At 43.1% G+C, this 15426-nt stretch carries 11 protein-coding genes; 4 read left to right on the forward strand and 7 right to left on the reverse strand.

The annotated features are described in order from the left end of the window. Positions 1 to 15 precede the first annotated feature (15 nt). The 5 genes from yfaE to ubiG form a co-directional block, all read right to left on the reverse strand. Positions 16 to 396 carry a class I ribonucleotide reductase maintenance protein YfaE gene (yfaE, locus tag ACVBIL_RS10715; RefSeq protein WP_447166971.1) on the reverse strand — a complete coding sequence of 127 codons (381 nt, stop codon included), beginning with the start codon at positions 394 to 396 and terminating at the stop codon, positions 16 to 18. After that, positions 365 to 1495: a class Ia ribonucleoside-diphosphate reductase subunit beta gene (nrdB, locus tag ACVBIL_RS10720; protein WP_447166972.1), complete on the reverse strand. Its 1131-nt coding sequence runs from the start codon at positions 1493 to 1495 to the stop codon at positions 365 to 367. Before nrdB ends, yfaE begins: the two co-directional genes overlap by 32 nt. A 72-nt stretch (positions 1496 to 1567) precedes the next feature. After that, complete coding sequence (nrdA, locus tag ACVBIL_RS10725) at positions 1568 to 3856, reverse strand: class 1a ribonucleoside-diphosphate reductase subunit alpha (protein WP_447166973.1); 2289 nt, start codon at positions 3854 to 3856, stop codon at positions 1568 to 1570. A gap of 444 nt (positions 3857 to 4300) precedes the next feature. Next, on the reverse strand, positions 4301 to 4987 hold the full coding sequence (locus ACVBIL_RS10730; protein WP_447166974.1) for an HAD family hydrolase: 687 nt from the start codon (positions 4985 to 4987) through the stop codon (positions 4301 to 4303). Further along, positions 4980 to 5690 carry a bifunctional 2-polyprenyl-6-hydroxyphenol methylase/3-demethylubiquinol 3-O-methyltransferase UbiG gene (ubiG, locus tag ACVBIL_RS10735; protein ID WP_447166975.1) on the reverse strand — a complete coding sequence of 237 codons (711 nt, stop codon included), beginning with the start codon at positions 5688 to 5690 and terminating at the stop codon, positions 4980 to 4982. The genes ACVBIL_RS10730 and ubiG overlap by 8 nt, the downstream gene beginning before the upstream one ends. Positions 5691 to 5981: 291 nt before the next feature. Here ubiG and gyrA point away from each other — a divergent pair, with 291 nt between their 5' ends. Next, on the forward strand, positions 5982 to 8696 hold the full coding sequence (gyrA, locus tag ACVBIL_RS10740; RefSeq protein ID WP_447166976.1) for a DNA gyrase subunit A: 2715 nt from the start codon (positions 5982 to 5984) through the stop codon (positions 8694 to 8696). A gap of 188 nt (positions 8697 to 8884) precedes the next feature. On the opposite strand, the gene ACVBIL_RS10745 is transcribed toward gyrA, so the two are convergent. Continuing rightward, complete coding sequence (locus ACVBIL_RS10745; RefSeq protein WP_447166977.1) at positions 8885 to 10042, reverse strand: serine hydrolase domain-containing protein; 1158 nt, start codon at positions 10040 to 10042, stop codon at positions 8885 to 8887. 307 nt (positions 10043 to 10349) lie between these two features. On the opposite strand from ACVBIL_RS10745, the gene serC reads away from it, so the two are divergent. Then, entirely contained in the window at positions 10350 to 11441 is a 1092-nt protein-coding gene (gene serC / locus ACVBIL_RS10750; protein WP_447166978.1) for a 3-phosphoserine/phosphohydroxythreonine transaminase, read from the forward strand. Between the two features lie 161 nt (positions 11442 to 11602). Here serC and ACVBIL_RS10755 read toward each other — a convergent pair whose 3' ends face one another. Continuing rightward, a complete protein-coding gene (locus ACVBIL_RS10755; protein WP_447166979.1) occupies positions 11603 to 12796 on the reverse strand; it encodes an amino acid aminotransferase in 1194 nt (397 codons plus the stop codon). 430 nt (positions 12797 to 13226) lie between these two features. Between ACVBIL_RS10755 and aroA the strand changes: the two genes are divergently transcribed. Then, positions 13227 to 14507 (forward strand): 3-phosphoshikimate 1-carboxyvinyltransferase, encoded by a 1281-nt coding sequence (gene aroA, locus ACVBIL_RS10760; RefSeq protein WP_447166980.1) that lies wholly within the window; start codon positions 13227 to 13229, stop codon positions 14505 to 14507. A gap of 179 nt (positions 14508 to 14686) precedes the next feature. Further along, entirely contained in the window at positions 14687 to 15379 is a 693-nt protein-coding gene (gene cmk, locus ACVBIL_RS10765; RefSeq protein WP_447166981.1) for a (d)CMP kinase, read from the forward strand. Positions 15380 to 15426 lie beyond the last annotated feature (47 nt).

Raw genomic sequence — 15426 nt, forward strand, 5'->3', positions numbered from 1 at the left:
TAAGTGGAGTTGTTATTAGAGCGCTTCTGTTGCTGTGGACTGATGCGTGGGTACTCGCGCAACGACTTCAGCACCTTCGGCTGAAAGGGTTAAATCGATATCGCCATCGGGAATGCAGCAGCAAGGCAGACACTCGTCTGCTTCGAGAGTCACTAAAGGATCACGGATGTAGCTTACTTTGCCGCTAATCACTTTAGTTTTACATTGGCCACAAAATCCGCTGCGACATTCAGAGAAAATTTGCACTTTTTTAAACTCTAATGCTTCTAGCAACGTTTGCTGTTGCTGATTGAACAGCAACACAGGCAAACCTTGAAGGCTCACTATCGGAGCCTTCTTAAAGCGAGCTTGACTCAAGTCGGGTTTAAAGGTCAAAGTCAGCGAACTCATCTTCATCGATTGATGAATCAATTTGACCTACAAGATAGGAAGAGACTTCTACTTCTTGTGGCGCAACCTGAACGGAGTCACTTTCTAGCCAGTTCTTCATCCAAGGAAGTGGGTTAGTTTGCTCAGCATAAGGTGAGGCAAAGTTAACGGCTTTCATGCGCTCGTTAGTGATGTATTCGACGTATTGGCACAGAATGGTTTCGTTTAAGCCAATCATAGAGCCATCTTTGAATAGGTATTTAGCCCACTCTTTTTCTTGCTCAGCGGCTTTGACGAAAATATCAATCGCTGCTTGTTCACACTCTTTAGCAATTTCAGCCATTTCAGGATCATCTTTACCAGCATGCATGATCTTTAAGATATGCTGAGTGCTATTAAGATGTAGCGCTTCATCGCGAGCAATAAGACGAATAATCTTCGCATTACCTTCCATGACATTACGCTCAGCAAAAGCGAATGAACAAGCAAAACTTACGTAGAAACGAATAGCTTCAAGTACGTTGACCGATACCATACACAGGTAAAGCGCTTTTTTGATTTCACGTTTAGTGACTTCAACGACTTCGCCGTCGATCTCGTGGCTACCTTCACCCAACAAATGATAAGCCTGGCTTAGCTTGATCAGGTGATCGTAGTAGTTAGCGATATCACTTGCGCGCTTTAAGATCTCTTCGTTTTCAACAATATCATCAAATACGACTGAAGGGTCGTTAACAATATTACGAATAATATGGGTGTACGAGCGCGAGTGAATGGTTTCAGAGAACGACCAGGTCTCAATCCAAGTTTCTAGCTCTGGTAGCGATACCAAGGGTAAAAATGCCACGTTTGGTGAACGGCCTTGGATAGAGTCAAGCAACGTTTGATATTTCAGGTTCGAAATGAAGATATGCTTTTCATGCTCAGGCAATGCCGCGTAATCGATTTTATCTCGGCTAACGTCAACTTCTTCAGGACGCCAGAAGAATGAAAGCTGTTTTTCGATTAGCTTTTCGAATACTTCATATTTTTGTTGGTCATAACGCGCTACGTTAACTGACTGCCCAAGAAACATAGGCTCAAGCATTGCGTTGTTAGGGGTTTGACAAAATGTTGAATAGGCCATTTTTCTATCTTCCGATAATGGGGGCGTAGCCCCCTTAAATTAACGTTTAATACTAATGATTAAATGCTTGGGTTAGATCTTACATGCGCCGCCAGCGCAACTGTCATCTTCTTTCTCAATGGCAGTGATATCGTCATGACTATCTGAAGCCCCATCACGAGTATTGTGATAGTAAAGTGTCTTCACACCATATTTGTAAGCAGTTAATAAGTCTTTCAATAGTACCTTCATTGGTACTCGTCCACCCTCAAAACGCGTAGGGTCGTAGTTGGTGTTAGCCGAAATTGACTGATCGACAAACTTTTGCATTATACCAACTAACTGCAAGTAACCATCGTTATTAGGCATTTGCCAAAGTAGCTCATAGCTATATTGGTACTTCTCAAAATCAGGTACAACTTGCTTTAATTGACCATCTTTACTGGCCTTAACACTAATTAAACCACGCGGAGGTTCAATACCGTTAGTGGCATTAGAGATCTGTGAAGAGGTCTCTGATGGCATTAGTGCAGACAGCGTTGAGTTACGTAGACCGTGAGTCTTGATCTCTTCACGCAACGTTTCCCAATCTAGGTGTAATGGCTCATCACAAATTTTATCTAGATCACGCTTGTAGGTATCAATGGGCAATATGCCCTTAGCGTAAGTTGTTTCATGGAACAATGGGCACGCACCTTGCTCTTGAGCAAGTTTCATTGAGGCTTTCAATAGATAGAATTGAATCGCTTCGAATGTTTTATGGGTAATGCCGTTTGCTGAACCATCAGAGTAACGTACGCCTTCTTTTGCTAAGTAATTAGCAAAGTTAATCACGCCTATACCTAAAGTACGGCGGTTCATCGATGCTTTTTCCGCAGAGATGATAGGGTAGTCTTGATAATCAAGTAGGTTATCGAGTGCACGCACAGCAAGATCGGCCAATGGCTCAAGCTCTTCTAACTTCTTAATCGCACCTAAGTTAAGTGCTGACAGTGTACAAAGTGCAATCTCACCATCTGGATCGTTAATATTGTTTAACGGCTTCGTTGGCAGAGCAATTTCAAGACACAAGTTAGATTGACGAACTGGCGCAACCTTTGAGTCAAATGGACTGTGGGTATTACAGTGGTCAACGTTTTGAATGTAGATACGGCCAGTTGAGGCACGCTCTTGCATCATTAACGAGAATAGCTCGACGGCTTTGATTTGCTTCTTACGAATGCTGTCATCAGCTTCATACTTAAGGTACAGACGCTCGAACTCTTGCTGATCTTCGAAGAATGCATCATACATACCAGGCACATCTGATGGGCTGAACAAGCTGATCATCCCGCCTTGGATAAGGCGCTGATACATGACCTTGTTGATTTGTACGCCGTAATCTAAATGACGGATACGGTTATCATCAACACCGCGGTTGTTCTTAAGCACTAACAGTGATTCAACTTCCAGATGCCACATTGGGTAGAATAGGGTCGCCGCGCCACCACGCACGCCGCCTTGAGAGCACGACTTTACCGCAGTTTGGAAATACTTATAAAACGGTAAGCAACCGGTGTGGAATGCTTCACCGCCGCGAATAGGGCTACCGAGTGCGCGAATACGACCCGCATTGATGCCGATACCAGCACGCTGTGATACATACTTAACGATTGACGATGACGTCGCGTTAATTGAATCTAGGCTATCGCCGCATTCAATCAATACACATGAGCTGAACTGACGTGTAGGCGTACGCACGCCTGCCATGATTGGTGTTGGCAGCGAAATTTTAAATAATGAAGTAGCATCATAAAAGTCTTTAACGTACTTAAGGCGCGTCTCTTTGGGATACTTTGCGAATAGGCAAGCTGCAACCAAGATATACAGGAATTGAGCACTTTCATAAATTTCGTGGCTAACACGGTTTTGTACAAGGTACTTACCCTCAAGCTGCTTTACAGCGGCATAAGAGAAGTTCATGTCACGCCAGTGATCGATATAGCCATCTAGGATATCAATCTCTTCTTGGCTGTAATCTTCAAGGATATGAGCATCGTACTTACCAAGCTCTACTAAGTTGACCACATGGTTGTAAAGTTTTGGCGGCTCGAATTGGCCGAAGGCTTTCTTACGTAAATGGAATACAGCAAGACGCGCAGAAAGAAACTGATAATCAGGTGATTCTGGCGAGATTAAATCCGCTGCTGCTTTAATGATAGTCTCATGAATGGCTTCAGTTGCAATACCGTCGAAAAATTGCAGGTGAGAACGCAGCTCTACTTCTGATACTGAGACATTGTTAAGCCCCTTTGCCGCCCATTCAATAACGCGATGGATTTTGTCGAGATCGATAGTCTCACGTTCGCCACTACGCTTTGTGACTGTCATATTGCTATTCATTAAAGATAGACCTTGATTTTATATTTATGAAAGTGACCCGTTCAGGTACACAGTGCGTTTCCCTGTAAACAAACAGTTTCTAACCGTAAAAACGGTGATTTGCTGTTGTTGACACAAACGACTAAATAGTGCCTGTTATTGTTACTCACACACAATATATGGTGTTTTGATATTCAATAGCTACAAGATAGTGAGGTTATGGTTTTTTTGCAAGTGGGAATTTATGGGACAAGTTGTGGATATCTTGGGGGTAATTGAAGCAGTTAGTAATGGCTAACCCTTAAAGCTTGTTTTGATTTGACTTCCTCATCGAAGGATAATAATTAATCAAATAAAAAGATCGATAAGATCGTCGCTAACTTGAGCGATCTTAACCGATCATTTGAGTACTTTTTTATGACGCTTAGTAACTTGTTTAATCAAGGTTTAAATCAGCATAAAAACTTAAACGACGCTAGACTTTTTGAGAAAAAAATCAGTTAGGCTGTCACCATTTTCAAAAATATAATCTGCTGGCCAAATGCTGGGATCATCATCATGACCAATATAACCCCATGCCGCTAAGCCTGAAATCATATTGGCAGCCTTTGCTGCGACAAGATCACGCTCAGCATCGCCTAGATATAGGATATGTTCCGGTAAAACCTTGAGCTGCTGCGCGGCTAATAACATAGGGGCTACATGAGGCTTTGCATATTGCGTGGTATCACCGCTCACTACCGCTGGCATTTTTGCCGTTAAACCCAGTTTATTTAATAAAGGTCTTGTAAAGCGAGCTGGCTTATTGGTGACAACACCAAAAGGGATAGAAAGGTGGCTAAGTGTATCGAGTAACCTATCTAAGCCTTTAAATAAAGTGCAGTTGTCGCCATTAATCAACTCATAATTGTCGAACAGTGATTGCTGTAATGCAGCAATGCTCATCTCATCAATTGTTGGAAGGGCAGCTCTTATCATTGCGATACTGCCATGTGAAGCGCTCGCTCTTATGGCTTCATATGGCACGTGATTGTGACCATTCGCGACTAAAGCCATATTAAGCGCTGCAATCATCTCAGGTGCGGTATCAGCAAGCGTGCCATCTAAATCGAATAGCACTCCCTTTATATTGAGGGCTTGTGATTTAGTCATTTTTAACAGTTGCTATCATGTAGTTAACTTCAAGGCTTTTGGTATACCTGAAGATGTCAGTGATAGGGTTGTAAGTAATGCCTACAGCATCAGTACAAAACAGCTCGGCATCATCAGCCAAACCAATTAACTCTGATGGTTTGATGAACTTATTATGGTCGTGAGTACCAACGGGGAGCATCTTTAATAGGTATTCTGCGCCGAGAATGGTTTCTACATAGGCGCGGATGTTGCGGTTAATCGTTGAGAAAAACACAAAACCACCGGGTTTAACCATATCGGCGCAGGCACAAATGACTGAACTAGGATCGGGAACATGCTCAAGCATTTCCATACAGGTTACGACATCATATCGACCACGATGTTCATCCCTATGCGCTTCGGCGGTGTTTTTAATGTAATTAATGCTCACGCCTGTTTCGAGCGCGTGAAGTCTGGCGACATCAAGCGGCTCATCACCCATATCTAGCCCGGTGACATTGGCACCAATTCTTGCCATGCTTTCAGACAGAATTCCACCGCCACAACCGACATCGAGAACTTGTTTGCCAAAAATTCCGCCTGCAGTTTGATCAATATAGTTAAGGCGTAGTGGATTTAAATTATGCAGTGGCTTAAATTCGCCGTTTGGATCCCACCAAGTGGCGGCCATTTTCTCAAACTTCGCGATCTCTTGTGGATCAACATTATTATGTGTTTGCACTTAAAATACCTCAGAGAGACAAATCCGTCTTTGGGTGACATTATAATGATTAGCACCAAGAAACAAAGTAGTTATGGACCTGTTTGTTACTTATTGAACAAACTGAACAATTATTGCGCCTATGCATTGATTTTAATCAAGTGAATTAGCTTTTTTGGCTTATTTAAAATGAATCGATATTTGGGTCTAGCGCCATAAAATAACTGTGTTAGAATGCCAAATCACGTTTTCAAGCATAGCTATTCTAGGAAATAGGAATAGCACGCTAAATTTCAGGGGATCGAGCAGTTTATGACTGATCTGGCTTCATCTATAACACCAATTAATATTGAAGACGAATTAAAAAATTCATACTTAGATTACGCCATGAGCGTAATCGTTGGCCGTGCACTGCCTGACGTTCGTGACGGTTTAAAACCGGTACATCGCCGCGTGTTATTCGCCATGAGCGAATTGAAAAACGACTGGAACAAGCCTTATAAAAAGTCTGCCCGTGTCGTAGGTGACGTAATCGGTAAGTATCACCCGCATGGTGATACCGCTGTATACGACACAATCGTTCGTTTGGCTCAGCCTTTCTCTATGCGTTACCCACTTATCGACGGTCAAGGTAACTTCGGTTCTGTTGACGGCGATGCAGCAGCGGCAATGCGTTACACCGAAATCCGTATGGACAAGGTTGCACATCAGCTTTTAGCCGATCTTGAGAAAGAGACCGTTGACTTCGTACCAAACTACGATGGTACCGAGTTTATTCCTGCTGTTCTACCAACACGGATCCCAACACTACTCGTGAATGGTTCGTCAGGTATTGCGGTTGGTATGGCTACAAACATTCCGCCACATAATATCAACGAAGTTATCAGCGGTTGTTTAGCGCTAATCGAAGACCCAGCATTATCTATCGAACAGCTGATGGAATACATTCCAGGTCCTGATTTCCCTACTGCTGCGATTATCAATGGCCGTAAAGGTATTATTGATGCGTATAAGACTGGCCGTGGCCGTGCTGTTATGCGTTCTCGTGCAGAGATTGAGGAAGAGAATGGCCGTGAGCGTATTATTGTTCATGAAATTCCATATCAAGTTAACAAAGCGCGTTTGATTGAAAAAATCGCTGAGTTAGTTAAAGACAAAAAGATTGAAGGCATTAGTGGTCTACGCGACGAATCAGATAAAGACGGTATGCGTATCGTTATCGAGATTAAGCGTGGCGAAGTGGGCGAGGTTGTTCTAAATAACCTTTACGCACAGACCCAAATGCAGTGTTCTTTTGGTATTAACATGGTTGCTCTGACTAATGGTCAGCCAAAACTGTTTAATCTAAAAGAGATGCTAGAGTGCTTCATTCTTCACCGTCGTGAAGTTGTGACTCGCCGTACTGTATTTGAATTACGTAAAGCTCGTGAACGCGCGCATATTCTTGAAGCATTAGCGGTTGCGCTAGCTAACATCGACCCAATTATTGCGTTGATTAAAGCCTCTCCAACCCCTGCAGAAGCGAAAGTTAAGCTAGTTGCTGAAGGTTGGGAACTTGGTCACGTGAAAGGCATGCTTGAAAAAGCAGGTGATGACGCGGCGCGCCCTGAATGGTTAGAGCCAGAGTACGGTATTCGCGATGATAAGTACTACCTGACTGAACAACAAGCACAAGCGATTCTTGAACTTCGTTTACACCGTTTAACGGGTCTAGAACATGACAAGATCATCGCTGAATACGAAGAGCTGCTAGAGGTTATCGCAGCACTACTATTCATCTTAGGTAGCCCTGAGCGCTTGATGGAAGTGATTAAAGAAGAACTTGAAGAAGTTCTAGCAAACTTTGGTGACGAGCGTCGTACCGTTATTAACGCTAACGAAGTTGATATGAGTCTTGAAGATCTAATCAACGAAGAAGACGTTGTAGTGACACTGTCTCACTTAGGTTATGCAAAGTATCAAGTATTGTCTGACTACCAAGCGCAGCGTCGTGGTGGTAAGGGCAAAGCAGCAACTAAAGTGAAAGACGAAGATTTCGTTGAAAAGTTATTGGTTGCTAATACTCACGATACTATCTTGTGCTTCTCTGACTTCGGTAAGATGTACTGGCTTAAGGTTTATCAATTACCATTGGCAAGTCGCACTGCTCGTGGTCGTCCAATCGTTAACTTATTGCCATTGGCTGAAGGTGAGCGTATTACTGCAATTCTACCCGTTCGTGAGTATGCTGAAGATAAGTACATTATCATGGCAACGTCTCACGGTACGGTTAAGAAGACTGCATTGACGGCTTATAGCAACCCACGTGCAAACGGTATTATTGCGGTTAACCTTAAAGATGGCGATCAGCTAATTGGTGTTGATATTACTGATGGTAATGACGATATCATGCTGTTCTCTAACGAAGGTAAGGTTGTTCGTTTCAACGAGAAAGCTCGTAGCTCAGAGACTGGTGAAGTTAAGATTGATCCAGAAACAGGTGAAGAGATTATTGCTCTTCGTGCTATGGGTCGTACTGCAACAGGTGTTCGTGGTATTAAGCTTGAAGAAGGCCAGACGGTAGTATCGCTAATTGTGCCAAAAGATGACGGTGCAATTCTAACTGTTACAGAAAATGGTTATGGTAAGCGTACTGAACTGTCTGAATACCCAGCTAAGAGCCGTGGTACTAAAGGCGTAGTTTCAATCAAAGTTAGCGAACGTAACGGTGCTGTAGTCGGTGCTGTACAAGTTGGCGGCAACGATGAAATCATGTTGATCAGTAACAAAGGTACCTTGGTGAGAACGCCGGCTGAAGGTGTATCGACAATTGGTCGTAATACTCAAGGCGTTACCATCATCCGTACAGCGGAAGATGAAAAAGTAGTGGGTCTACAGCGAATTGATGAAATTCAAGTTCCTGAAGTTGAGCTAGATGAAGAGGGTAACCCAATCATCACTGCAGAAATCGAAGGTCAAGTTGACGCTAGCACTACTGATGCAAACGATGCAGCAGAGAGCGATGAAACACCAAAAACTGAAGATTAATATCGATTTGATTTGATTTATTAATCCCATTAAAAAAGGATGCCATTGGCATCCTTTTTTGTTTTCAGCCCTATACTGCTAATTCAGTTGAGGCCGTTATCAATGATAAGGTGACGCTTTACTCGAAGAACAGTACAAGCGTCTAAATCAGCTTATATATCGATTCATATGATGAAACTCTTCTAGTGCTACTTTCCGACTCGTTCGGCTTGTTTGAACGTATCTCGCCAAAACTCCGAGCTTAATTTAGCAATGACTCGGGATTCGCCATTTAATAACATAGCCATACCGATATTGAGCTCGGGAGAGTAGGATATTTCGGCAACGTAACCTGCTACCCAACCAGCATGATAGATAAGCGGGCGACCATTAAACTCATATACTCGCCAGCCTTTACCGTAATGGGCATTATCAAGGAAAGGACGCCAGTCTCGACGACGTAATTCTTTGGTCGTTTTAACGCCTGGAGTCGTGATGTCATCAATTATGTTCGCTGAAATTACGTCTGGGTTTTGGCCTAAATTGGCCATTAACCATTTTGAAAGATCGGTTATGCTGGCATTTACACCTGCTGCCGATGCAAGCTGATAATAATTTGGCTTTACTTTAACCCGTTTAAACCCACTTTGGATTTTGACATGGGGTTCAGCACGATTTTTACTGTGCTGAAACGCGTCAAAGCCCACAGAAGCCGATTTCATATCCAAAGGCGAAAAGATACGCTGTTGTAAAAAATCTTGGTAGCTAAGCGTAGACTGTTGCTCGATGGCATCTTCGATAAAAGAAAACGCCACATTTTGATAGCCATAACAGACGCCGGGTTGACAGATTGGTGTTAGCTCGTCAAATTTGCTGATTATTTTAGTGAGTTCCACATTAGCGTTGACCAAGTTGTCATAACTATTTGGCATTAACCCAGTGCTATGACCAATAATATGACCTAGGTTTATCTGCCTTGCGTCTTGTTGCGCGGCTAAGGAAAATTCCGGTAAATAACGCATAATGGGTTGTTGCCAGTCTAACTTTCCTTCTTCAACTAACATAGACGCTAGCGCACCAGCAAAGGTTTTAGACACGGATGCCAATCTAAATACAGTGTCAGGGGTAATATTTTGTTTGCCACCTTTGCTTCGCTTGCCGTAAGTGCCTAATTTTAGAATGTTATTCCCTTCAACGATCACAAAAGCTCCACCAGGAAGCTTGCTCGTTCTTAATTCGTGTTTGAAGCGTTTTTTGAAACTGTTAGACAGTTCGCTATATTGAGATTGCGCAGCATAAACGTGCTGAAGTGGAAAGGTAAGCCCGATAGATAAAACGCTGATCGCGAGTATAGATTTTAAAAACATGTACAGATCCAATGTGCCGTTAAAACGGTCTGTTTAGTACTGCGAGCAGAAACAAGTGCTAATAAGCAAGGCCTACCCAGTATGGCCGTAGAGCGGCAAAGCTATTGCGCAGACCCATTGATTTTTAGGTTCTGATTTTAACAAAAACAATCTCTAATATGAAAATAAAAATGCGTTACTAACCATAATGATGACGAAGAACATTCGATCGTTTTTTTGATTTTAGCGGTCAAGGAGTTAGGATATACTGCTACCAATAATACGATAAACCTAAAGTATCTACTGATAACGATAGAAGGATAATACTGTGAGCGCGATTTTTAATTTCTGTGCAGGTCCTGCGATGTTGCCTCAAGCTGTAATGCAAAAGGCACAAAAAGAGTTATTGAACTGGAATGACCAAGGCGTTTCCGTGATGGAAGTGAGTCATCGAAGTAAGGAATTTATCGCGTTAACTGAGCAAGCTGAAGCTGACTTACGCCAATTGATGACGATACCTGCCAATTATCATGTGTTGTTTATGCATGGCGGCGGTCGCGGCCAGTTTTCCGCTGTTGTGAATAATTTTCTAGGTAGCAGTGGTAAAGCCCTGTATTTAGTCGGCGGAAGTTGGTCTAAGGCTGCTGCTGAAGAGGCCGAAAAGCTCGCGGGGAAAGATAATATTGATACTATCAACATCGTCAGCACTGTAGCGGGAAAAAGACAGGTTTCGATTCCTGAACTCAGTCAAATCGATAAAGATTATCGATTTGTGCACTACTGTCCAAATGAGACGGTTGATGGTATCGAAATTTTTGATAGCCTAAATAGCCCTTGGCCCATCGTTGCCGACATGTCTTCTAATATTTTGTCTCGTAACATCGATGTCAGCCAGTTCGGCTTAATTTATGCCGGCGCTCAAAAAAATATCGGTCCATCAGGCTTGAGCATAGTGATTGTGCGTGATGATATGCTTGCACTACCGAGCCTGCCGCAATCGTCGATTATGGATTATCGCTTAGCCGTTAAAAATGATTCTATGTATAACACGCCACCAACGTTTGCTTGGTATTTAGCTGCCGAGGTTTTTAACTGGCTGAAAAGTGTTGGGGGTGTTCCTGAGATGGAGCAACGTAATATAGAAAAAGCGAACCGACTTTATCAATGTATCGATGAACTTGATTTTTATGTTAGTGGCGTTGCACTGCAAAATCGTAGCCGTATGAATGTGACATTTCAGTTAGCTGATCCAGAATTGGATGCAAAATTCCTTGAAGAAGCAAAAACTGTAGGTCTAGTAGCATTAAAAGGTCACCGAATGGTAGGCGGTATGCGGGCGAGTTTATATAACGCTATGCCTATTGAAGGTGTGGATGCGTTAGTTAAATTTATGACAGAGTTCGCAGCTAAACATAGTTAAACAAACATAGTTAAACAAAGCTAAACACTTTTTAGATGTTGTAAAAAATCTATCACCTGAAATAGCGGGTTTACAGCTAAAGCGAAAAGGCTGATAACGCATGCGTTATCAGCCTTCTTTATAACTCATTATCGAGTTGTGTTTATTAATAGCTTAGTCGTTTAAGAAATGACTTTGGCAATCGACTCTGCTAAATAGTCAACATTGCCAGTGCCGATCCCTGCAATGCTTATGCGGCTAGAGTCTACCATGTAGACACTATAATGCTCTTGCAGTTCAGCAACTTGCCCAGGGGTGATCCCAAGGAAAGAGAACATGCCTTTTTGCTCAGCGATAAAGTCGAAGTTGCGTTGAACCCCTTTTTCTTTAAGCTTGTTAACCAACATTACCCGATTACCGTTAATACGCTCGCGCATCACTGTTAGCTCGCTTAACCATTCCTGTTTTAGCTCTTCAGAACCTAAAATGGTTTCGACAATCGCAGCGCCATGAGCTGGCGGCATTGAGTAAATACAACGAACAACATATAGCAGCACTGAGAATACGATATCAGCGCGAGTGGCATTTTTAGCGACAATTGAACAAGCACCAATACGTTCGCGGTATAGGCCAAAGTTTTTAGAGCATGAGCTACACAAGATCATATTGTCGACCACTGCAGCCATGTGACGCACACCATAAGCGTCTTCATCGACGCCATCACCAAAACCTTGATAAGCCATATCAATTAATGGTGTAAAACCTTGCTCGCAGGTGAGGGCAATAATCTCGTCCCATTGGGCTTGAGTTAAATCCATGCCACTAGGGTTATGGCAACACGCGTGAAGAAGAACCACATCATCAGAGCAGACGTTAGCAAGTGCAGCTTTCATCTCGTCAAATTTAAGAGATTTGGAGTCGTAGTCATAATAGGGGTAGGTTTTAACTGTGATCCCTGCGGCTTCAAACAAGCCGCTATGATTTGCCCATGTTGGATCGCTAACCCAGAGTACAGCATTTGGGTTACAGCGTTTGATAAAGTCCGCTGCGACACGTAATGCCCCAGTTCCGCCTGGAGTTGAAACGGTACGTACTCTATTGGCTAAAATAGCCGGGTTTTCGGCGCCAAAGGCTAACTCTGACATCAGACGGTTGAAGTCTGCTGATCCTGTTGGTCCTATGTAAACTTTAGTTGACTCTGTATCTAATCTAAATTTCTCCGCTTTTTTAACGCAAGACAGAATCGGGGTGTGCCCAGACTCATCCTTGTAGACACCAACACCCAAATCTACTTTTTTAGCATGAGTGTCTTCACGATATTTGGTCAGTAACCCAAGGATGGGATCGGCAGACATAGCGGTCAATTTGTTGAACATGGCTCCATTTACCTTCTCTGTTATTGGCTGTTTAATCGCCACTTACCTTTATTAACTTAGAGTAACGTATATAACCTAACAATGAACAGCATTACACTTCACTTTGATACTGATACTTGTTGGAAAATAATCATTCCACTTACAATTTTACAGGGTCATTCATCGCTTAAGTAGCTGAGTGAAACTATGGTTTATCGCTACTTGAACATAATTTGACTTGTAAAGGATGATTTTTATAAAAAAATGTTGAATCCTGCGCTGCAATGAGTAACTTTATAACTACGAAGTTCAAACAAACGCTAAGACGGCTGTCATTTTGTCGTGGTGACCCTAAATTCGAGCTGATTAGGAGCAAAAGCTGCCTTGCATGAACATCTACTGTTAACCCGCGGGCGAGTTTGACTCCTGCAGCAATAAAAAGAAGTACGCAATGAATCAATTACATTTAGAGCCGATTAAACAAGTATCAGGTACCATTAATATTCCTGGTTCAAAGAGTATTTCAAATCGTGCTTTATTATTGGCGACACTCGCTAGTGGAACCACGACACTCACCAATTTACTCGATTCAGACGATATTCGTTATATGTTGGCCTCACTTAAGCAACTCGGCGTCAATTATCGTTTATCGGATAACAACACCGTTTGTGAATTAGATGGCTTAGCGGGTCCTTTAAATGCGAGTGAGTCACAAACCCTGTTTTTAGGTAATGCAGGCACTGCTATGCGCCCTTTATGCGCGGCATTGACATTGGGCCAAGGCGAGTTCACGTTAACGGGTGAGCCTCGTATGGAAGAACGGCCTATTGGTGATTTAGTTGATGCGTTACGTCAACTTGGTGCTGACGTTCATTACCTCAAAAATGACGGTTTTCCACCGCTGAAAATTACTTCAACGGGTCTAAACGGTGGAAATGTCGAGATAGCCGGTGACCTCTCCAGCCAGTTTTTAACTGCGCTGTTAATGGTTGCACCGTTAGCACAAGGCGATGTGAACATTCATATTAAAGGAGAGCTGGTTTCAAAACCTTATATTGATATTACCTTGGCACTGATGGCGCAGTTTGGCGTGAATGTGACAAACAACGACTACAAATCATTTGCCATTAAAGCGGGTCAACACTATGTATCCCCTGGCAAAGTATTAGTTGAAGGTGACGCTTCATCAGCCTCTTACTTTCTCGCAGCTGGTGCGATTCAAGGAGGTGAAGTGAAGGTGACCGGCGTTGGTAAACTCAGTATTCAAGGCGATGTGAAGTTCGCTGATGTGCTCGAGCAAATGGGCGCTGAGATAGAATGGGGAGATGATTATATCATCGCGCGCCAAGCTAAACTCACCGCTGTGGACCTTGATATGAACCATATTCCAGATGCCGCGATGACCATAGCAACAACGGCATTGTTTGCCAGTGGTACCACTCATATTCGTAATATTTATAACTGGCGTATTAAAGAAACAGACCGTTTAGCAGCAATGGCTACAGAGCTTAGAAAAGTTGGCGCGATTGTCGATGAAGGGCATGACTATATTAGCGTGACGCCACCAGCAGTCCTAAATACTGCTGCAATCGATACTTATAACGATCACCGAATGGCGATGTGTTTTTCGATGTTGGCCTTTGCTGATTGCGGCATCACCATCAACGAACCTGAATGTACGTCTAAAACATTCCCCGATTATTTTAATCAATTCACTGCGCTGGCCAAATAAGCGCACTGTCCTACAAGCTGCGAATTGATTCAGGTTAGCCGTGGTTAACCTGAATCGTTGCTGAACCGAGTTCCCGAATATTTGAAGTTTTTGCCGCTTTCTAAAGTTACATGGTTTATAATACGCGCGCTCATTTTTCGGTTATATCAAGGAAGATGGAATTTCTTGTGGAGGATTTTATGTCAGAAAGGGCGCCTGTTGTCACTGTTGACGGCCCAAGCGGTGCGGGAAAAGGTACTATTAGTCAGTTACTTGCTGAGAAGTTAGGCTTCAAGTTACTCGACAGTGGTGCGATTTACCGTGTATTAGCGTTAGCCGCTATTCATCATAACGTAGAACTAGATAACGAAGAATCATTAACGTTACTTGCTGCACACTTGGATGTGCAATTTGTGACGGGTAAAGAAGGTAAAGGAATTAAAGTCGTATTAGAGGGCGAGGACGTATCTACGACGATACGAAGTCAAGAGTGCTCTAACGCGGCATCGAAAGTAGCGGCATTCCCACGAGTTAGGGAAGCGTTACTGCGTCGCCAGCGCGCATTTGCAGAAGCGCCGGGCTTGATTGCCGATGGTCGAGATATGGGAACGATCGTATTTCCAGCTACACCAGCCAAATTGTATTTAACGGCGACGGCAGAAGAAAGGGCGCAAAGACGCTATAATCAGTTGCAGGACAAGGGCTTCGATGTTAATATCGATCAACTTTTGTCTGAGATAAAAGAGCGTGACGACCGCGATATGAATCGTAGTGTCGCTCCTTTGGTGCCTGCCGAAGGCGCACTTATTATCGATACGACTAACATTAATATTGAAGATGTGTTGGACTTAGCGCTAACGCATATTCATCAAAAGCTCCAAGTGCCTGCGTAAGCAGGTACTTAACTATTCGTCACATGGATGAGATGAATTATTATACT

Source organism: Shewanella sp. 125m-7 (assembly GCF_052977045.1).